This window comes from Klebsiella pneumoniae subsp. pneumoniae HS11286 (assembly GCF_000240185.1).
In the GTDB taxonomy this organism is placed as follows: Bacteria; Pseudomonadota; Gammaproteobacteria; order Enterobacterales; family Enterobacteriaceae; genus Klebsiella; species Klebsiella pneumoniae.
In genome coordinates, this window is sequence record NC_016845.1 from 2,297,781 (window position 1) to 2,317,916 (window position 20,136).

The 20,136-nt window shown below is 53.2% G+C and carries 26 protein-coding genes; 25 read left to right on the forward strand and 1 reads right to left on the reverse strand.

Going from position 1 to position 20,136, the window contains the following annotated elements; all coding sequences use genetic code 11:
- Nucleotides 1-433: 433 nt before the first annotated feature.
- From KPHS_22630 to KPHS_22820, 20 genes are all read left to right on the forward strand, one after another.
- Complete coding sequence (locus KPHS_22630) at nt 434-922, forward strand: putative bacteriophage protein (RefSeq protein YP_005226563.1); 489 nt, start codon at nt 434-436, stop codon at nt 920-922.
- Entirely contained in the window at nt 873-2,273 is a 1,401-nt protein-coding gene (locus tag KPHS_22640) for a putative bacteriophage protein (protein ID YP_005226564.1), read from the forward strand. The genes KPHS_22630 and KPHS_22640 overlap by 50 nt, the downstream gene beginning before the upstream one ends.
- Before the next feature lie 237 nt (nt 2,274-2,510).
- Nucleotides 2,511-3,962, forward strand: coding sequence for a phage-associated protein, family (locus KPHS_22650; protein YP_005226565.1), 1,452 nt, complete (start codon nt 2,511-2,513; stop codon nt 3,960-3,962).
- Nucleotides 3,963-4,785: 823 nt separating this feature from the next.
- Entirely contained in the window at nt 4,786-5,820 is a 1,035-nt protein-coding gene (locus KPHS_22660; RefSeq protein YP_005226566.1) for a DUF2213 domain-containing protein, read from the forward strand.
- A gap of 3 nt (nt 5,821-5,823) precedes the next feature.
- A complete protein-coding gene (locus tag KPHS_22670) occupies nt 5,824-6,318 on the forward strand; it encodes a Putative bacteriophage protein (protein ID YP_005226567.1) in 495 nt (164 codons plus the stop codon).
- An 11-nt stretch (nt 6,319-6,329) separates the two neighbouring features.
- The gene (locus KPHS_22680) at nt 6,330-7,271 is read left to right on the forward strand and encodes a putative bacteriophage protein (RefSeq protein ID YP_005226568.1); all 942 of its coding nucleotides are present in this window, start codon (nt 6,330-6,332) and stop codon (nt 7,269-7,271) included.
- 39 nt (nt 7,272-7,310) lie between these two features.
- Nucleotides 7,311-7,592: a hypothetical protein gene (locus KPHS_22690; RefSeq protein ID YP_005226569.1), complete on the forward strand. Its 282-nt coding sequence runs from the start codon at nt 7,311-7,313 to the stop codon at nt 7,590-7,592.
- Nucleotides 7,561-7,980, forward strand: coding sequence for a putative bacteriophage protein (locus KPHS_22700; RefSeq protein YP_005226570.1), 420 nt, complete (start codon nt 7,561-7,563; stop codon nt 7,978-7,980). Before KPHS_22690 ends, KPHS_22700 begins: the two co-directional genes overlap by 32 nt.
- Entirely contained in the window at nt 7,977-8,483 is a 507-nt protein-coding gene (locus KPHS_22710; protein ID YP_005226571.1) for a putative bacteriophage protein, read from the forward strand. The genes KPHS_22700 and KPHS_22710 overlap by 4 nt, the downstream gene beginning before the upstream one ends.
- On the forward strand, nt 8,483-8,869 hold the full coding sequence (locus KPHS_22720; RefSeq protein ID YP_005226572.1) for a hypothetical protein: 387 nt from the start codon (nt 8,483-8,485) through the stop codon (nt 8,867-8,869). The genes KPHS_22710 and KPHS_22720 overlap by 1 nt, the downstream gene beginning before the upstream one ends.
- 94 nt (nt 8,870-8,963) lie before the next feature.
- Nucleotides 8,964-9,404 (forward strand): putative bacteriophage protein, encoded by a 441-nt coding sequence (locus tag KPHS_22730; RefSeq protein ID YP_005226573.1) that lies wholly within the window; start codon nt 8,964-8,966, stop codon nt 9,402-9,404.
- A 3-nt stretch (nt 9,405-9,407) separates the two neighbouring features.
- Nucleotides 9,408-10,553 (forward strand): putative bacteriophage protein, encoded by a 1,146-nt coding sequence (locus KPHS_22740; RefSeq protein ID YP_005226574.1) that lies wholly within the window; start codon nt 9,408-9,410, stop codon nt 10,551-10,553.
- Between the two features lie 10 nt (nt 10,554-10,563).
- Entirely contained in the window at nt 10,564-11,004 is a 441-nt protein-coding gene (locus KPHS_22750; RefSeq protein YP_005226575.1) for a Putative bacteriophage protein, read from the forward strand.
- Between the two features lie 3 nt (nt 11,005-11,007).
- Complete coding sequence (locus tag KPHS_22760; RefSeq protein YP_005226576.1) at nt 11,008-11,433, forward strand: hypothetical protein; 426 nt, start codon at nt 11,008-11,010, stop codon at nt 11,431-11,433.
- 35 nt (nt 11,434-11,468) lie between these two features.
- The gene (locus KPHS_22770) at nt 11,469-11,621 is read left to right on the forward strand and encodes a hypothetical protein (RefSeq protein YP_005226577.1); all 153 of its coding nucleotides are present in this window, start codon (nt 11,469-11,471) and stop codon (nt 11,619-11,621) included.
- Complete coding sequence (locus KPHS_22780; RefSeq protein YP_005226578.1) at nt 11,611-13,614, forward strand: lytic transglycosylase, catalytic; 2,004 nt, start codon at nt 11,611-11,613, stop codon at nt 13,612-13,614. The genes KPHS_22770 and KPHS_22780 overlap by 11 nt, the downstream gene beginning before the upstream one ends.
- Nucleotides 13,615-13,799: 185 nt before the next feature.
- Complete coding sequence (locus KPHS_22790) at nt 13,800-14,213, forward strand: hypothetical protein (protein ID YP_005226579.1); 414 nt, start codon at nt 13,800-13,802, stop codon at nt 14,211-14,213.
- A 75-nt stretch (nt 14,214-14,288) separates the two neighbouring features.
- Nucleotides 14,289-14,516, forward strand: a complete 228-nt coding sequence (locus KPHS_22800) for a putative bacteriophage protein (protein YP_005226580.1) — start codon at nt 14,289-14,291, stop codon at nt 14,514-14,516.
- Between the two features lie 2 nt (nt 14,517-14,518).
- On the forward strand, nt 14,519-15,541 hold the full coding sequence (locus tag KPHS_22810) for a putative bacteriophage protein (protein ID YP_005226581.1): 1,023 nt from the start codon (nt 14,519-14,521) through the stop codon (nt 15,539-15,541).
- Nucleotides 15,541-15,882, forward strand: coding sequence for a hypothetical protein (locus KPHS_22820; protein ID YP_005226582.1), 342 nt, complete (start codon nt 15,541-15,543; stop codon nt 15,880-15,882). The genes KPHS_22810 and KPHS_22820 overlap by 1 nt, the downstream gene beginning before the upstream one ends.
- A gap of 52 nt (nt 15,883-15,934) precedes the next feature.
- Here KPHS_22820 and KPHS_22830 read toward each other — a convergent pair whose 3' ends face one another.
- Complete coding sequence (locus KPHS_22830; RefSeq protein ID YP_005226583.1) at nt 15,935-16,120, reverse strand: hypothetical protein; 186 nt, start codon at nt 16,118-16,120, stop codon at nt 15,935-15,937.
- A gap of 252 nt (nt 16,121-16,372) precedes the next feature.
- Between KPHS_22830 and KPHS_22840 the strand changes: the two genes are divergently transcribed.
- The 5 genes from KPHS_22840 to KPHS_22880 all read left to right on the forward strand — a co-directional run bounded on the left by KPHS_22840 (nt 16,373) and on the right by KPHS_22880 (nt 19,751).
- Nucleotides 16,373-16,723 (forward strand): hypothetical protein, encoded by a 351-nt coding sequence (locus KPHS_22840; RefSeq protein YP_005226584.1) that lies wholly within the window; start codon nt 16,373-16,375, stop codon nt 16,721-16,723.
- 53 nt (nt 16,724-16,776) lie between these two features.
- Nucleotides 16,777-17,430, forward strand: coding sequence for a putative bacteriophage protein (locus KPHS_22850; protein YP_005226585.1), 654 nt, complete (start codon nt 16,777-16,779; stop codon nt 17,428-17,430).
- 1 nt (nt 17,431) lies between these two features.
- Complete coding sequence (locus KPHS_22860; RefSeq protein YP_005226586.1) at nt 17,432-17,785, forward strand: putative bacteriophage protein; 354 nt, start codon at nt 17,432-17,434, stop codon at nt 17,783-17,785.
- Nucleotides 17,785-18,981, forward strand: coding sequence for a putative bacteriophage protein (locus tag KPHS_22870; RefSeq protein YP_005226587.1), 1,197 nt, complete (start codon nt 17,785-17,787; stop codon nt 18,979-18,981). Before KPHS_22860 ends, KPHS_22870 begins: the two co-directional genes overlap by 1 nt.
- Before the next feature lie 101 nt (nt 18,982-19,082).
- Nucleotides 19,083-19,751 carry a putative bacteriophage protein gene (locus KPHS_22880; RefSeq protein YP_005226588.1) on the forward strand — a complete coding sequence of 223 codons (669 nt, stop codon included), beginning with the start codon at nt 19,083-19,085 and terminating at the stop codon, nt 19,749-19,751.
- Nucleotides 19,752-20,136 lie beyond the last annotated feature (385 nt).

The window sequence follows — 20,136 nt, forward strand, 5'->3', positions numbered from 1 at the left end:
GGGCCGTTAAAGGAATTCCTCAAGCTCGGCTTAGGGTAAGTGCAAAATTCATTGGTGAGTTGGTTTAGAGAGTATTCTTTATCCCAAACCCGCTGCGGCGGGTTTTTTTATGGGCATTACAGAGCCACTTCCAGAGGTGGCTCGATAATGTCAAGGCGAGGACAAAATTATGGCAACACCGGACTGGGAGGCCATCGAATCGGCATACCGGGCCGGAGTCCTTAGTCTCCGTGATATAGGCGATAAATACGGCGTTACTGAAGGGGCTATCAGGAAGAGGGCTAAAAAGTTTGATTGGGTACGCAAGGCCAGTACGCAGGTACGCAAAAATGGTACGCAAAAGAGTAAGGCGCGTACCAGCGAAAAGCCTGCCAGCTCTGGCCGTACGCAACCAAAAGCCGAACCTCCACCAGATACGAAACCGATACGCGGGGTGCGTACCGATCCGCCGACTAACCCATTTCAACCCGGCAACCAGCAGGCGTTAAAACACGGTGGTTATGCCCGCCGTCTTCTGCTTAAAGATGAGGTCATTGAAGACGCGAAAGCGTTGACACTCGAAGACGAATTATTTCGCCTTCGGGCTAACAACCTTGTCGCCGCAGAGAATATTGGCCGGTGGTTGACCAAGCTGGATGATGCTGAAGGGGACCAGGAAAGAAAGGTGCTGATGGAAAATATCAGCGCCGCCGAGAAGGCGATGATGCGCAATACCGTTCGTATTGAGTCCATCGTCGGCACGCTTGCGACGGTAGGCAAAATATTTGCTGATACAGACTATCGCAAGGCTGCTACTGATAAGGTGTCGCTGGAGGCCGATCGTCTTCGCCGTGATGCTGGTATTGATGATGGCAACGGAGAGCGTGACCTCAATGACTTCTACTCTGACATCCAAACCGACGCTGAATCCGGTCCTGCGTAGCTTCTGGACGACGCAGGCGCGTAACAAAGTGCTTTATGGTGGCCGGTCATCGTCAAAGTCATGGGATGCTGCTGGCATCGCCATATTCCTGTCAAATAAATACAGCCTGCGCTTTTGTTGTGCGCGTCAGATCCAGAACAAAATTGAAGAGTCGGTGTATACCCTGCTCAAAATTCAGATTGACCGCTTTGGCCTGCGGCATCGTTTCCGCATTCTGAACAACAAAATCATTAACCGGGTGACCGGGTCTGAATTCGTGTTTTATGGGCTCTGGCGCAACATTGAAGAGATTAAGTCTCTGGAAGGTATCAGCGTTCTGTGGCTTGAAGAGGCCCACGCGCTGACGGAGTACCAGTGGAAGATACTGGAGCCTACCATCCGTAAAGAGGGCTCAGAGTGCTGGTTTATCTTTAACCCCGGACTGGTGACTGATTTCGTTTGGCGTAACTTTGTGGTCGATCCGCCAGAAGATACGCTGATACGCAAAATCAACTACGATGAAAACCCCTTTTTGTCCGACACGATGCTGAAGGTTATCGAAGCCGCTAAGCGCCGGGATCCGGATGGGTTTAAGCACGTCTACGAAGGCGTGCCAGAGTCGGATGATGATGCGGCCATTATCAAGCTGTCATGGATTGAGGCGGCTGTTGATGCCCACAAAATCCTGAATTTCGAGCCAAGCGGGCGTAAGCGTATTGGCTTCGACGTCGCCGATAGCGGCGCCGATAAGTGCGCTAACGTCTATCGTCACGGCTCCGTCGTGTATTGGGCGGATGAGTGGAAGGCGAAAGAAGACGAATTGCTGAAGAGCTGCCAGCGTACGTATCAGGCAGCACTGGAGCGCGATGCTGATATCGTCTACGACTCAATCGGCGTTGGGGCATCTGCTGGCGCGAAATTCTCAGAAATTAATGAGGATCGTAAGCGCGAAAACATGAATGCATCCCGCATCAATTATCAGCGATTCAATGCAGGCGCTGGTGTGAATGAGCCGGACTACGAATATAGTGGGATCCCGAACAAGGATTTTTTCGCCAACCTCAAAGCGCAAGCCTGGTGGCTGGTAGCGGATCGCTTCCGTAACACCTTCAACGCGGTAAAGAACGGCGAGCAGTACCCGGTAGATGAGCTGATTAGCATTGACTCATCCTGCCCGCTGCTGGAAAAGCTCAAGCTGGAACTTACCACCCCGCACCGTGATTTTGACAAAAACGGTCGCGTGATGGTGGAAAGCAAGAAAGACCTCGCCAAGCGTGACGTACCATCGCCGAACGTGGCCGACGCGTTCATCATGGCGTTTGCTCCAACCGATACGGCAATGGATATCTGGGAAGCGCTGGGAAACAGCTAAATACCTGGAAATAACCGTTTCACGCAAAATTCACGCTATTCATTTTTCGACCCTGTTTATGCATGTTTTATTCACGCGCTTTTAGCCACTTAACCCCGATAAATAAGCCTTTGGCGGACATTTCATCATGGGAGGGATCCGGCTGGTGCGGGTAACAGTCATTATGTTAAATCGGGTCGTTTTTTAACAAATTATCCTATCCGCCACGAGTACCAAAAAAGCCGGAGAATAGTCACCATGGCGAAGAAAACAGGACGAGTCGCCACGGCGGATTCGTACGATAACTTTGTTGCCCGTGTCGGTATGCAGCAGCCTAATCAGCATGCCGCATCGACCTACAGGGCGAACTATACCAGCCGCAACCGCCTGCTCATCGAGTGGGCTTATCGTTCCTCCTGGATTATTGGCGCCGCAGTCGATTCGAAAGCGGACGATATGACCAAAAAGGGCGTGCGGATCACCAGTGAGATTGACCCGAAACGTCGTGGCATTCTGGAATCACGGTTCGATGAGCTTCAGCTTTGGGATTGCATCAACGAGACGCTGAAATGGTCCCGGCTGTATGGCGGGGCGGTGGCACTGATTCTGATTGAAGGTCAGGCACCGCTGACGCCGCTGGTGCTGGATAAGGTTGGCAAGGGCAGCTTTAAAGGTCTGGCTGTACTTGACCGCTGGATGATTAACCCACAGCTCACCAGGCGCATTAAGGCACTTGGTCCTAACCTCGGCAAGCCTGAATTCTATGACATCGTGACAACGGCGCAGGGGCTGCCTGCGTGGACTGTTCACCACAGCCGCCTGATCCGCATGGATGGTGTGAAACTGCCGTATCAGCAGAAAATCACCGAAAACGAATGGGGGATGTCCATTGTCGAGCGCATCTTCGATCGCCTGACTTCCTACGATAGCACCAGCGTCGGCGCCGCCCAGCTTGCCTACAAGGCACATCTGCGAACGGCAAAGATTAAAAAGCTGCGTGAAATTATCGCCACAGGCGGTAAAGCGTTTGAGGCGCTTATCAAGAATATGGAGATGGTCCGCCAGTACCAGACGAACGAGGGTATGTCCCTGTTTGATTCGGAGGACGAATTTGAAACACATTCCTATTCTTTCGCAGGGCTGTCTGACCTGCTTAGCGAGTTTAAAGAGGATATCGCGGGTGCTGTTGGCATTCCTCTTGTCCGTCTGTTCCGCCAGTCACCGAAGGGTTTTTCAACCGGTGACGCTGACCTCGCGAACTACTACGACGACGTGGGAGCGCTTCAGGAGCGAGATTTACGGCCTCACATCCGCCTGTTATTCGATGTACTGCATCGCTCAGAGTTTGGCGAGCCGTTGCCGCAAGATTTCACCTTTGAGTTTAACCCCCTGTGGCAGATGAGCGACACCGATCGCTCCACGGTGGCAACCAACACAACTACCGCTCTTGCAACCGCGGTGCGTGATTTGGGCATGTCGCCGGCTGCTGCTCTGACTGATTTGCGCGAGCTGTCTGACGTTACCGGCATCGGTGCTTCAATTAGCGATGAGGATATCCAGAATGCGGCGAAACAGTGGCAGGAGACTGAATCTGAAACCAGCCCTCCGCCGCCGATCGGAGGTCCAGTATCAGAAAAGCCTACTGGCGATAGTCGACCAGATAAATCAAATCGTCACGGGTTCCTACGATGGTTCACAGGCAAGCGCTGAGAGCATTGCTAAATCGCTTGTTGACTACTCCGGGGTGATCGACGACTGGGCCGAAATGGTCGGTCGAAAGATGTTTGCCCAGGTGGAGCGTGAAGAGTGGAATCAGTGGCGCTCTGTTTCGGAAGAAATATCCGCTGGTCTGCGTGACGTGATTGGTAACACTCCTGTCGGCATGGTGGCGCAAGACATCGTTTACCGACAGATTCGCTACATGAAGTCTCTGCCATTAGAGGCGGCCGGACGTGTCAGGGAAATTCAGGAGCGTGCGATACAGGCTGTCATCCATGGTGAGCGCCCCGATCAGCTTTACGAGATGATCATGCAATCCGGTGACGTGGCGGCCAGCAGGGCGCGGATGATAGCCCGCACAGAGATAGGGCGCGCAACTGGCGCACTGACCCAGGCACGGGCTCTGGCAGTTGGATCAGAGGGATACTGGTGGCGCATTGAAGGTGCAGGCACCAGGCCCTCACACCGAAAAATGAAAGATAAGTTTGTGCGCTGGGATAGCCCGCCAACGCTCGATGGCATGACTGGACACGCCGGGTGCCTGCCTAACTGCAAGTGTTGGTCGGAAGTGCAAATACCTGACCCTGTAAAATAACAGGCCGCCAATGAGCGGCCTTTTCAATGCCCGCAATTCAGCAGGTAACCCATGAAATATTTCTTTAAAACCCGCCTGGGTAATACCCGCTTTCAACTTGCTGATGGGTCTGTCCTGTTTAAGGACGTCCCGATCGCAAGGACTGGTGAGCAGGAGTACGACGCCACAGAGCGGCCTGAGCTTGTCCCAAACGACAGAGGGAAGGTCATCGTACGCCGGATGCCAGAAGAGGTGTTCAGCGAGCGAGCCATGGCGTCATTCGAAGGAATGGCAGTCACTATCGGCCATCCGCGAGATTTTGACGGGCAGATCATCTTTGTTACCCCTGATAACTGGCGCCAGCTGGCTCACGGGCACATCCAGAACGTACGACGTGGCACGGACGATAAAATCGATCTGCTGCTGGCTGATGTCATCGTCAAAACCCCGGAAGCCCTGCAGGCCATTGATGATGGTGATGACGAGGTCAGCTGCGGGTACGACGCCGATTACGAACAGATTTCACCTGGTCTCGCAAAGCAATCTGCGATTACCGCTAACCATCTGGCCCTTGTCCCTAACGGGCGGGCCGGTTTCCGTTGTGCAATAGGGGATTCTATGCCAAGCACTACTAAAAACTGGTTTACCCGGCTCCTGAAGGCCCGTAAAACCGGGGACGCTGCCGAAATGGCAAGTCTCATTGATAACCCGCCTGATGATGTCACGGGCGATAACGATGTATCGACCTCTATGACACCCGGCGGAGTGGTCATCAACCTTGCACCGCAAAATCCGCTTCCCGGCCCGGCATTGCCTGGTACTGGCGATGGTGAGGAAGAAATTCCTGCATGGGGTAAGGCGCTGATTGAGGCGGTGGCCAAACTCACGCCTGCGGCAGCTGCTCCTGGTACCGGCGATGCCGAGGATGAAGAGGAGAAAAAGGAAGAGGAGGGTAAGGTTACCGGCGATGCCGCTTATCGTGCCGATCTGATTCAGCCAGGCATCCAGTTGCCAGAAAAGGCGAAGCCGACAGCATTCAAGCGCCAGGTGCTTGCCTCTGCCGATCAATCTCTGGTTCGCTCTATTGTCGGTGATGCCGATATCAGCAAGCTGAAAAAAGCCACGGTAGATATGGCTTTCACGGCTGTTTCTGAGCTGGCGAAAAACCGCAATACCAAAACCGTCGACAGCCTGCAAACGCAGACTGCCACCACTGTTAAAACCATTGCCGGTATGAATCAGGCCGCGCAGGAATTCTGGTCTAAACGAGGCTAACTAATGGGTAATACATTTCTTTACCGGATGCCAGCGGGCATCGCCGGGGCAATTTCTCGTCCGCAGGATCTGACGGTTGAACCTCAACTGCTGGACTCCTCCAACCTTTTCCCCGCTTACGGCCTTGGCGGCAAGATTTCCTCCGGGAAATTTGTGCCAATCGCTGCGAGCGATACAGCGTCGGTGCTGGTGGGCATTTATGTTCGTCCGTATCCGACCGCCAGCCAGCCGGATAAAGTCCAGCAGGTAGGCAGCGGTAAAAACTTCACCGGCGATTGCCTGGTACGTGGTTACGTCACGGTAAACATCGGCGCGGATGCATCCAGCGTTGCTCTGCATGGCCCGGTCTACATGCGAGTGGCCACACCATCCGCCTCAAGCCCTCTCGGCGCGTTCCTTGCCGCCGCTGATGGCTCGAATACCGTCCAGATCACTAACGCTTACTTCAATGGCCCTGGCGACACCAGCGGCAACATTGAGCTGGCCTTCAATATTTAAGGAAATCGCAAATGCCAATGACATTTGACCAGGCGACAGTCGACGGCACTGGTGCCTTTCTTGTCCATGAGCTGGAGCGTCTCGATCAGACACTGAATCTGCCGCTGGTGAATTTCACCTGGTCGCGCGATATCCAGTTGCGTGAAGACGTGTCTATTGCTGATGAGATCAGCTCGTTCACTAACACCACTTTTGCTGCTGCCGGTACGCCGAATGCTAACGGTAAAAACTGGCTTAGCAAAGCCGCGACCGCGATGGCTGGACTTAACGTCGACATCGCAAAAACTGGCTTCCCGCTCACACTGTGGGGTATGGAGCTTGGCTGGACCGTTCCTGAATTGCAGGCAGCTGCGCAGGTTGGTCGCCCGATCGACACGCAGAAGTACGACGGCATGCAGCTGAAGTGGAACATGGACACGGACGAGCAGGTTTATATCGGCGATTCCGGTCTGAACGTTAAAGGCCTGCTGAACCTGACGCAGGTAACGCCGACCAACGCCGCGAAGACCTGGGCGACCTCCACCGCTGACGAAATCCGGGCGAGCATTAATGCCGGGTTGAGTGCTGCGTGGGCCAACTCAGCTTACTCCATGGTACCGACGGACATGCTGATCCCGCCGGAGCAGTTCTCTCTGCTGGCAAGCACCATCGTATCCAGCGCTGGTAACCAGTCCCTGCTGACCTATCTGGAAATCAACACCATCGCATACCACCAGAACGGGCGTCCTCTGAACATCCGTCCGGTGAAATGGGCGAAAGGTCGTGGCGTGTCGAACTCTGATCGCATGATGTTCTACACCAACGACAAGAAATACGTTCGCTTCCCGATGGTTCCGCTGATGAGCGTGCCGATCCAGTATCGCGGCCTGTATCAGCTCGTAACCTATTACGGCAAGCTGGGTGCAGTAGAGCCGGTTTATCCGGAAACTCTGGCCTACGTCGACGGCATCTAACCTGCGGCGGCCCGAAAGGGCCGCTCATGAGGACTTGCAATGAAAAAGATTTACGTACTCTCCCCGTTTAACTTCAACGACGGCAAAGAGCAAAAGCATTTCCCGGTTGGCTTCCACGACGTCGATGACACGGTTGCTGATCACTGGTTCGTAAAAGCGCACTGTTCTCCGGATGGCGAAGCGCCAGCGGTCGCAGAAGACCCGCGCATTGCTGAGCTGGAAGCAAAAATCGCCGAGAAAGACGCGCGTATTGCTGAACTCGAAGCGCAATTGCCGGAGACTACCAATAATGGCAAGAAATCAAAGTCTGCCGACGCCTGAGCAGTTCAGGGCAACCTTTCCGCAGTTCGCTGACGATACAAAGTACCCCACGCCAATGATTCAGGCTCGACTGAATCTTGCTGATGCCATGCTGAGTGAGTCGCGCTTTGGCGTGGATATCTTTCCCTACATCGTCGGGCTGTATGTTGCGCACTACATGTACCTTTACGCCGCCGATATGCGTGGTGTAGCTGTGGGTACTGCTGGTGGCATAAATAGCGGCATACAGACCGCGAAATCAGTGGATAAGGTTTCAGCCAGTTATGACGCAAGCGCAACCCTGGACCCTAATGCCGGTTTCTGGAACAACTCCCGTTACGGATCGGAGTTCTGGGAATACCTGATGATGTTTGGTGCCGGTGCGGTTCAACTGGGGACGCCGGAATGAAAAGCGGGCTCACAATTCGGGAAGACAATTACAGCAGCGTTCTGGATGCGCTGAAGCAGCTGTCAGGCACTGATGTGCTGGTTGGTATCCCGGCAGGTCCTCCGCGCGATGATGCGCCGCTGAGCAACGCTGAGCTGGGGTATCTCCAGTCCACCGGGGCAACCGTAGAGATAGACGGTGAGACCGTTACTCTGCCGCCAAGGCCATTTCTGGACATGGGTATTGAGGATTCCCGGGATAAAACGACAGAGCGTTTAAAGCTGGCCGCTCAGTCTGCGCTTGAAGGTAAGGCAGATGTGGCGTCGATGCATCTTGAAGCCGCAGGCCAGATTGCGCGTGATGCCTCAAAGGCTGTCATTGAGGCAGGCGATCGTCTGACCCCACTATCTGAAAAAACCATCAAGAAGCGCAGAGAAATGAAGCCTCCCATTCCAGGCGATAAGCCGTTGCGTGCCCGCGGATTCCTGTTCAGAGCGATTCAGTATGTCGTGAGGAAAGAATAATGCCGTTTCTCGATGTGACGGATGTTCTGCTTGATCCGGACTTTGTCGACCTGTCTCTGGTGTGTTATCGACAGGTGCAGACAGTGGACGAAGATAATTTTCCAACCAATACCGTGCAGGCTATTCCGTTCTCTGGTGTCGTAACCGTCGACCGTTCACTGGAAGCGAAGCGTATGGCCGCCGGACAGAACATCAACGGGGCCATTCTCATCGTGACGCAGTTCAGGCTGACTCAGGGGCAACCCGGATTAGATGCCGATATCGTAACCTACCGCGGGCGAGATTATCGTGTGACGTTTGTCGACCCGTATACGGCGTACGGTGCCGGGTTCGTTCAGGCGCATTGCGAGCTTCTGGAATTCGACGGGGGAACGCCAATTGAGTAACGACAGCACAACGGCGGGATATCTGACCCCCGTCGGTGATTCACCGCCCTACGATGAGGATCTGGAACGGCTAATCAGCCGCTGGATACGGGGTGTGACAGGGCTGGCTGCCACGCTGGTTTACCCACGCTGGACTGACCCGCAAAAGCAGATACCCAAAAACGGCACCACCTGGTGCGCGTTCGGTATCACCGGCATTCAGGAGGACTTCAACCCGGCGTACGTGCAGGGCGAAGAGAACACCGAACAGTGGTCGCATGAGACCGTGAGCCTGATCTTGTGCTTCTATGGCCCGCAGGGGCTGGCAATGGCCACGCGCTTTCGTGACGGTCTGCTGGTCTCGCAGAACAATGACGAGCTCAACCGCTCTGGCCTGACATTTCTGCAGCATGGGCGGATCCTCAATCTGCCCGAACTCATCAATAACCAGTGGGTGCGCCGGTACGATATCAGCGTTGACCTGCGCCGCAAAATCATCCGCCAGTACGGCATTCAATCGCTGGTCGACGCGCCAGTGCAATTTTTTGGAGATTAAAACATGGCACAGGGCTTACCTGTTTCCAATGTCGTTAACGTTGACGTCATCATGTCACCGGTAGCGGCAACGGGGCGAAACTTCGGTGCGCTCCTCATTCTGGGAACCTCTACCGTTATTCCGGTTACCGAGCGCATTCGCCAGTATTCGGCCATTGAAGATATCGGCGATGATTTTGGCGCTGACTCCCCGGAATACGAAGCAGCGACCATCTTCTTTTCACAATCACCAAAACCCACGCTGGTCTATATCGGCCGTTGGGCGAAGACGCTGGCGGAAGGAGAGGCCGGGGCGGTGGAAACCTTGCTACAGGCCGTTAATGCCTGCCTTCAGTATACCAACTGGTACGGGCTGGCAATTGCCGACAGCGCCGATCTGGTTGAGGCTGACGTGATTTCCGTTGCTGCTGCTATTGAGGCATCCAGCTTAAGCCGCATTCTGGCCGTTACCACTGCTGATGTGAATGTGCTGGTCTCGGGGAATACCGACAACATCGGCTATAAGCTGAAAGCCGCCGGCTACAGCCGTACGTTCTGGCAGTACAGCTCCAGCAGCAAATACGCCGCTATCTCGGCATTTGGCCGTGCGTTTACGGTGAATTTCACCGGCAACAACACCACGATCACCCTGAAGTTCAAAACCGAGCCGGGCGTGACGCACGAAACGCTGACGACCGCACAGGCGTCCGCTATTGATGCTATTAACGGTAACGTCTACGTCTACTACGCCAACGATACAGCGATTATCCAGCAGGGTGTGATGGCGAACGGTGATTTCTTTGATGAGCGGCATGGCCTGGACTGGCTGCAGAACTACGTTCAGACCAATCTCTATAACCTGCTTTACACCTCGGCCACCAAAATCCCGCAGACCGACGCAGGCGTAACCCGGTTAATGACCAACGTCGAAGCCTCACTGGATCAGGCGGTAAATAACGGCCTCATTGCTCCGGGTGTCTGGAACGGTGGCCCGATTGGCCAGATTGAATCCGGGGATACCCTGACCAAGGGTTACTACGTCTACGCCGACGCGGTAGCTAACCAGGCTCAATCCGACAGGGAAGCGCGTAAGTCGCCGGTAATTCAGGCGGCGATCAAGCTGGCTGGCGCTATTCATTATGGCGACGTGCAGATCAACGTGGTCCGTTAAGGGGAACTAAATGTCTACTTACTCTTTTATTGACGTCTCTGCATCCCTGACGGGCCCGACCGGCAGTATCGATCTGGGTTACGGCTCGGCGAACTCCGAAGAGGGGATCACCGTAGTCATGGCAGAGGCAAAAAACACCATGACCGTAGGCGCCGACGGGGAAGTGATGCACAGCCTTCACGCCGGTAAGAGCGGCACCATCACGGTAACGCTGCTTAAGACCTCCCCGGTCAACAAAAAACTGTCTCTGATGTACAACGCACAGAGCCAGTCTTCAGCCACCTGGGGTAACAACGTCATCGTAGTGCGAAACAAAGTCTCTGGCGACATCTCGACAGCGCGTTCCTGCGCCTTCCAGAAACAGCCGGATCACGCCAACGCAAAGGTTGGTAACACAGTGTCGTGGGTTTTTGACTGCGGCAAGATTGACCAACTGCTGGGGGAGTTTTAACAGATGGAATTTGAAATCAAAGGGGTTAATTACCGAACCGCCAAACTTGACGTATTCCAGCAACTGAAGGTCAGCCGTAAGCTGCTGCCGGTGCTGGCCGGGCTCGTTAGTGAATTTTCCACGCTGAAAGCGCAGGCCGCTGCGGGTAACTCTGGTGCAGTGCTGGAAAGCGTACTGCCGAAAATTGCCGATACGCTGGCCGCGCTGCCGGATGAGGACGTTAACGCGGTGATTTATCCGTGCCTGAGCGTCGTTTCCCGCCAGCACGAAAAGGGCTGGACGAAGGTGTTCGATCAGGGCGTACTGATGTTCGACGATACGGACCTGTTTACCATGCTGCAGCTGGTGGCGCGGGTGGTCGCCGATAGTCTGGGAAATTTTTTGAAAGAACTCCCCGCCAGCGAGACGTCCACCCCGCCAGTGGCCTGACGCTGGAAACTCTTCCTGAAGGCGAAAGCTTCCTGATGCGCCCGGTTGATGCCGGATACATCACTTACACCGCACTTAAAGACGGCTCGGTCGACCTGGCCGATGTTGCCCGCATGAATGACTGGCTGGACCTAAAAGCCGATAACGAATACCGCATAGCGAAATGGAGAGAGGACAATGAACGCTGAAACGCTCAAGGACTTTCTGATCTCGCTTGGGTTTAACGTTGATGAGGCCGGTGCTAAAAAGTTCGATGCTGTAGTGGCGGGTACGACGCTGAAAGCGATTGAGCTAGGCGTCAAGGTCGAAGCGGCAGCGCTTTCTGTTGTCGCGTTCACCGCCAAAATAGCCAGCAGCCTCGACAACCTCTATTGGGCCTCTCAGCGCACCGGAGCGACGGTAGAGGGCATCAAGCAAATCGGGTATGCAGTTAGCCAGGTAGGCGGCAGCGCCGACTCAGCGCGTGGATCGCTTGAGAATCTGGCACGGTTTATCCGCAATAACCCAGGCGCGGAAGGTTTCCTGAACCGGCTGGGGGTTCAAACGCGTGATGCCAGCGGCAATATGCGGGACATGGCGACGATCTTTACCGGCGTCGGCCAGCGTCTTAGCAGCATGCCGTATTACCGCGCGAACCAGTACGCTCAAATGCTGGGTCTGGATGAAAACACCCTGATGGCAATGCGTCGCGGTATCGGCCAGTTTAGTGGCGAATACACCGCGATGGCGAAGGCGATCGGCTATAACGCCGATGTGGCCGCCGTCAGCTCTAATAAATTCATGACCTCGCTGCGCTCCTTTGGGCTGATGGCAGGCATGGCGCGGGATAAAATAGGCTCCAGCCTCGCTGATGGCCTTGCTGGCTCTCTGGACAGGCTGCGTCGACAAATTCTGGAAAACTTCCCGAAAATTGAAGGCGCAATAACCGGTACCGTGAAAGGAATTCTCTGGGCTGGTGAGATGGTAGGCAGGGTAATTTACCGCCTTATTCAGGCCGCCAGTGATATCCGGGCCTGGTGGATCGGGCTGGATAGCGACACACAAAAGCTTATTCAGACGCTTGGTGGCTTGCTTGTAGCCTGGCGATTGCTGAATGCGGCAATGCTTGCCTCTCCGATTACCTGGGTGCTGGCGCTCGCAGGCGCCATCCTGGTGCTGTACGACGATTACAAGACCTGGAAGGAAGGCGGTAAAAGCCTCATCGACTGGAAGTCGTGGGAACCGGCGATAACTCTGGCGCTTAACGCCATTGAAAAACTATGGACTGGTGTGAAGCGCCTTAAAGATGAGCTGATTAAGCTTTTCGGTATCGACCCTAAAACATGGTCGATTAAGTTCGAATTCGACAGTCTGAAGAAGCAGTTCAATGAGCTGAACAAGATGCTGGATACCATAGGCAAGCTTCTCAATGCGATTGATGAAGGTCGCTGGTCAGACGCGGCAGCTTACGCCAGACAGCTGCTGAATCAGGGCGGCGAGCCGACACCATCAAACGCGGTGACAGACAGCGCCAATAGAGCTGCGGACTGGATTCAGAATAAAACCGGGTTTGACCCTCGCAGTATTGGTCAAGCCGTTACTGGCTGGTTTGGCGCTGACGCTACTCAATACGGGCAGTCTGTTAAACGACCTCAGGCCACTAAAGCAGGCGCTCAGTTGCTGGGCTGGATGGCTCCGATGATGGGTAAGCTGGAAGCGCTGTACAACCTCCCTGCGGGCCTGCTGCGTAGCGTAGCCCTTACAGAGTCTGGCGGTAACCAGTTCGCTGTTTCTGGTGCTGGCGCACAGGGATTGTTCCAGTTTATGCCTGGAACCGCTCGGGATATGGGGCTACGCGGGAATGATGTCTTCGACCCGATCAAGTCAGCGGAAGCAGCGGCGCGATATCTTTCGATGCTCCTGCAGAAGAACGGCGGTGATCTGAATAAAACTCTGGCCTCCTATAACTGGGGCATCGGTAATGTGCAGAAGTACGGCATGGCGCTGATGCCGCAGGAAACCAGGCAATATATCCCGAAAGTGTTGAGCAATATGCCGGGGGCTGGGGCGACATTGAACCAGAATACCGTTATCAACATTTCTGGTGTCAGCGATCCGAGAGAGGCGGGGAAAATCGTCTCTGAAAGCCAGGGCAACGTTAATGCACGCGCTACCCAGCAACTAACCCGGGGGCCGAGCTGATGGATATTCTTTCAACCATTTTCCAGCAGCGGAGCCGCCGTATTGGTCTGATGATACCCGATGTGGTGGTTTCAGAGCGTCATAGCGATGCTCTGGAGGTGACAGAGCATCCAGTTGAAAGGCCTACAAGCGCAGGCACAGGGTTCATTGCAGACCATGCGTATCGGCGCCCGTCAGAAGTCGTTATGGAGATAGGCTTTGCTGGTGGTGGTTCCTTGCTGGATTTTTATGATACAGCAGGCATCGGGCTGTCTACGCCCCTTAACAACATGGGGCCTAAGGAAGTCTATGCTGAGCTGCTCAAAATGCAGCAGGAAAGGCAATTGCTTGATGTGACCACCGGGAAACGTCTTTATACCAATATGGTGATCCGCTCTCTGGATGTGACGACCGAACGTACCAGCGAAAACGTACTGATGGCGACAGTTACACTGAGGGAAATAATCACCAGCCAAACGCAGACAGTCAGCGTGGCAGCGAAGGAAAATATGAAAGAGGGGGTAAACACGTCAGCGGTGCAAAATTCAGGAGTAAAGACGCCGACTCCGAAAGATGAGTCGCTACTAAGCCGGTTTGTCGGCTTCATCTCGGGAGGTTAAATGGCTGTTTCAGAAATCCCTCTGTCACCAGAAAACCAGCGATTCTCCATATCTGTGGCAGGTCAAAGTCTGCAAATGGCTGTCACCTGGCGTGCTGCTTTCTGGTGTCTGGATATCATGGACAGTACCGGGGCCGACCTGATAAAGGGGATCCCGCTTATCACCGGCGCCAACCTGTTGGCGCAGTATCGCTATCTCGGGCTTGGCTTTTCGCTCTATGTCAATTGCGACGACCCGGCAAATGATAATCCAACCCAAACAGACCTCGGCATTAAAAGCCATCTCTACGCAGTAACGGAGTGATTATGTCTCAGAACTGGATGCGGCACTTTGAGCTGCAGCTTATTGATGATAAGGGTGATGGGATTTCGCTGTCGGATTTTAAGGTGACGTTTAATATCCAGAAGATGCCCGCGACTATCTTTAACGGATTCGTCGGTAACTTCAAAATCTACAATCTGTCGCCGGAGACTCAAAACCGGATCATGGGTAAAGAGTTTACTCGTGTAAGGGCTATTGCCGGGTATAACGGCACAGCAGATAGCAGCGGCAACTATCCTGATAAAAATGTGGGGATCATCTTTAACGGTGATATTCGCTTTACCGTCACCGGCAAAGATAACGTCACCGATAGTTGGGTGCTTATCCAGTGTATTGATGGCTGGGAGGGGCATCTCAACGCCAGCGTGAAAACGACAGTGTCGGCAGGCTGGAAGCATGCTGACCTGTTTGATTTGGGTATGCAGTCCCTTAGCCCTTATGGCATTACAGAGGGAAGCAGGCCGGATTTTGGTCCAACTGTATTCCCCCGCGGCCGCACTATTTATCAGAACACTGGACGCCTTATGTACAGCCTTGCAGGGCAGTGCAAGGCTAACTGGTGGTACGAAAACAACCAGGTGCATATCGTTCCTGATGATAAGTACATACAGGAAGCGATTGTGCTGAACGCCAATACGGGCCTGATCGGTATGCCTCAGCAGACGATGGGCGCCGGGGTAAATGTGCGCTGTCTGATAAACCCGAATATTAAGCTTGGGGGGCTTATCAGGCTGGATCAGGCTTCTGTATATCGTCAGGCTCTCGGTAATGATCAGGTTGGTCAGTCACCAGGTCTATTAGGCGAAAGTACCACAGACGGTAACATCTATGTCGATGGGCTTCCCGGGTCGCAGCTGGCGGCAATCAATACCGACGGTGATTACATTGTCGGCAGCATTGACTATACTGGCGATACTCGCGGGCAGGCGTGGTATATGGACCTGCTGTGTCTGGCGAAAGGGGCTAGAGAACTGCAAAGCCTGAGCACTTTAAACAAGGTTGGCTGATGAAAAAATTAGGAATATTTTTGGTCTTTGGGGTGTTTTATTCCTGCGGAGCTTTTTCTGCCACTCAATGCGGACCTTTTTTCTTAAAGGGCGAAAGCGATGGGTTGATGCATATCAACGGACAAGCCCCTGAAACGCAGAAAATGACCTTCCTCAAGCAAAAAGACGACTTCGATAACGTCATGATGCAATGGATGCTCCCAGACGCCAAAACAGGGCGTTGGCTAGGTCTCGACTACGTTAAGCGCAACAATAAGGCCATCCTCAACGTCGAAGTGATCCGCAAGAACATGGACGAGCCCAGAGAGTTCTGGACGTACGACTGTCGGAAGGTGAAGTAATCTGGTTGCTCGCTATTTTATGTGCTTAAAGGCAGGGTAGGTAAGCGTTATGTCAAATTTTCTCACCGGTGTAAAAATTGATCATCCGCCTATCCCTTGCGAAGACCTGAAATGTGAACAGGAGAGAACGGGGGATATTTTTATTAATTACCCCGTTAATGGAGAAAGATTTTCCCCAGAAAATCCCGCCGACAATGCATTTAACGTTAAAACACCAAGCGGTAGTGATTAAGCTCATTTAATCCCCTAATCTGTTTCAAAAACAGGAGGGGAAATGAACGCTTACGACTACAAGAAAGCAGTTTACCGGATAGCAAGGCATGAGGCTGGTCATTGGCTTGCAGCCTACATCTTGGGATGGGATCCAAAAAAAATTGAACTAAAAGTTCCCAGCTCGGAAAATAGTCATTATGGCTATGCGTTATGCGCCTATAAAGTAAATTTAGAGACTATATGTGATGTCAGAGATTACGCTCGTGGCAGAGTTAAGGTGCTCTATTGTGGTGCATATGCTGATGGTTATGATGGATATAATTTTGACTATGAAAGAATAGGGCGTGAGATGGGGCGCACAGGTGGTGCGTATTCTGATTTTTGGAAAGCCGAAGAGATATATTTCTTTTATTATAATTGCCTTGAGAGTAAAGGTGATTGGGAGTACGAATTTAATCCTATTGTGAACGACGTTAAATTGTTAGTCAGAATGCATCATGACTTCCTTGATTCTGTTGGAAATTATGCAAAAGATAAAGCTTTGAACATCGGTGATGTTATAGAGATAACTCCTGATACTCTCAAAACCTTGTTCATAGAAAGTAAGATAAGACTCCCTTCTTATTAGCTTATAGTTAAGAAGCCCGCTCCGGCGGGTTTTTTAATGCCGGAGTAAACCAAATGCCCGTAGCACTAAACTCCCAGCTCGGCAGTAAAGAGCAGGCAGACGCACAACTGGCGCAGGCGATCATGTCTGCAATGCGCGTCTCCATGCCTGGCATCATTCAGTCGTTTGATCCGGATGCTGTCACCGCTGTTGTTCAGCCAGCCATTAAAGGCGCAGAGAAGGACGAATCCGGCGCCCAGGTATCGGTAAACCTCCCACTGCTGGTGGACGTTCCTGTCGTTTTCCCTCGTGGCGGAGGCTGTACGCTGACTTTTCCTGTTAAGCCTGGTGATGAATGCCTTGTTATCTTTGCAGACCGCTGTATCGATTTCTGGTGGCAAAGTGGAGGTATTCAGGAGCCAGTAGACGAGCGCATGCATGATTTGTCGGATGCCTTCTGCATTGTCGGCCCTCAGTCTCAGGCGAAAAAAATCGGCGGTATCAGCACCAGTGCGGTAGAGCTGCGCAGCGATGACGGGGAAACAAAGTTGAGCCTTAATCCTGCCAGCGGAGCTATCAACGGCACGGCGCCGGGAGGTTTTAACCTGAACGGGCTTAAAATTCTTTCGGACGGCCGCCTGCAGCTGGTGGATGGCTCAATCGTTGATAAGCATACGCATGGTGGCGTTGAACCTGGTGGCAGCAGTACAGCACCACTCGGAGGATGATATGCGATACCGTCGAGAAGATGACGATGGGGATTACACCTTCGGTCAGGGCGATGATACCTGGCTGGTTAACTCCCCCGAGGCTGTCGCGCAGGCCATAAAAACTCGCTTTCTGCTTTGGTACGGACAGTGGTTTCTGGACACCACAGAAGGTACGCCATGGATTCAGTCCGTTCTGGGTAAGCAAAAGCCGGATACCTACAACCTCGCTATCCGTAAGCGGATCCTCGAAACGCAGGGGGTTAGCTCAATCACTGCATTTAATACCACTGTTGACGGTACCACGCGCCGTGTAACGTTCACTGCGACGGTGGAAACCATCTACGGGACAACCACAGTAACTTCGGAGGCGTAATGTCTTTGGACCTCGACACGCTCGGCTTATCGGCAACGGTAACCGCTGAGGGGATAAGTGCGCCCGACTACCAGACCGTTCTGGACACCATCACTGGTTATTTTCAGCAGATTTATGGCAGTGATGCCTATCTTGACCCGGACAGCAAAGACGGCCAGATGGTCGCTCTGGTGGCTCTGGCCATTCACGATGCCAACAACACGGCCATTTCCGTTTACCGGTCATTTTCTCCGTCGACGGCGCTGGACGATGCATTAACCAGTAACGTCAAAATTAACGGCATCACTCGCCGTGCTGCGACAAACTCTACGGTAGATGAGCTGATCGAAGGTGAGGCCGGAACGTTGATCACAAACGGGTCTGTGAAAGATGCCAACGGTATCATCTGGAATCTTCCTGCTCAGGTGACAATTGGTATTGATGGGACGGTTATTGCTACAGCGACGTGTTCTGTTGCTGGTGCTGTGGCCGCCCCTGCCGGGTCAGTCAATAAGATAAACACCCCGACACGTGGTTGGGTATCAGTAACTAACCCGCAAGCGGCTACGGTAGGCGTTGCTGCCGAAACAAATGCTGAATTGCGTGTCCGGCAATCACAGAGCGTTGCTTTACCGTCTCTGACGCCGTTTGAGGCGGTAGATGGCGCGATAGCAAATATCAGCGGCGTAACGCGACACAAGCTGTATGAGAACGATACAGATACCACTGATGCAAATGGCCTGCCTCCGCACTCAATCGCCGCCATTGTAGAAGGTGGTGATGCGACGGTCATTGCAAACAGCATTCGTGGTGTGAAAGGGCAGGGCGTAACACCCTACGGTAGTACGGTGATTGTTGTGCCTGATAAGTACGGAAACCCTCACTCGGTAGGTTTTTCAAGGCCGGTCGATGTACCCATTTACGTCAAAATCACTATCGAACCTCTTACGGGCTACACATCCCAGGTTGGCGAAGAGATAAAGGCGGCTGTATCTGCCTACATTAACTCACTGGCAATCGGCGCCAGCGTTCTTCTCAGTCGCGTTTACTCACCGGCTAACCTTGGTGTTGTCAGTGGTGGTAATGCCAGGTATTACGACATTACCGAGTTGCTGATCGGGACGTCTGCCGGTGGCGTAGCCGCGGCAAACGTGGATATTGCCTTTGACCAGTCAGCATCCTGCGCCGTCAGCAATATTAATCTGGTGGTCTCATGAGCAGATACACTGACCGCATAACAAACTACCACGCCGGTAAACCAAAGTTCTTTGCCCACGTCGACCTATCCACCAGGCCACTGAGTGATGTTTCCGATGCCATGTCACGGCTAATACCCGATTTTGATATTGATACCGCCGTAGGCGTGCAACTCGACGTTGTGGGTGAATGGGTTGGGCGCTCCCGGCGCGTAGCCACACCGGTAACCGGGATTTATTTTTCGTGGGACACCGAGCGGGTTGGCTGGGACCAGGGGGTCTGGCAGGGCCCATATGACCCAAACGACGGTTTTATCGATCTAAGCGATGAAATATATCGGCTAATGCTGAAGGTGAAAGTGGCGATAAACAACTGGGATGGACAGAACGACTCGCTTCCTCCAATTCTTGATACCGCCCTTGCCGGGTCCGGGATCCGAATGGCTATTGTCGACAACCAGGATATGTCGATTTCTATCTGGATACTCGGTGACCCATCGGTAGCCCTAAGTGAAATAGACCGGTTAATTCTGGATAGCGCCGTCAATAAAGGCCCCTTTATCGCATTACCGGCAGGTTACGTACCATCGCGCTATGACATTAACCCAATTGACCAGGTTAACAGCGAACTATGGTGGGCTATTCAAAACGGTTATATGACGGTTAAGGCCGCCGGAGTTCGTGTCCGTGAAATAGAGACCGTCAGTGATGGTTATCAGTTTTTTGGCTTCGATATCGAAAATGACTATATCGCTGGTTTCGACCGCGGGTCATGGGGAGAGAGATTTTAATGGCGACTAACGATTTTAAACCCTTCGCTACTGGTAGCGGGGCAAACGTATTATCACAGGCTGATTATGAAGCGCTATCTGCACTGGCATCAGGATTTCTTTCCGGCAAAGCCTCGTCAGCACAAGTAAATAAAGCACTACGGCAATCCTCTACAATTGCTGCCGTCCTTGCGCAATTCATGGCGGATAGCACAGGAAGCGATGTCCTGGATAATGGAAACATTGCCACGTTACTAAATATTCTCAAGTCCGCACTTAATAATCAGGCAGAAGGACGCCTGCTCCGCATTCAGGTTTTTACCGCTAGCGGAGCATGGGTAAAAACTGCTGGCACTAAAAAAGTCAGAATCAAGGCATGGGGTGCAGGCGGGGGTGGGAAGGGAAC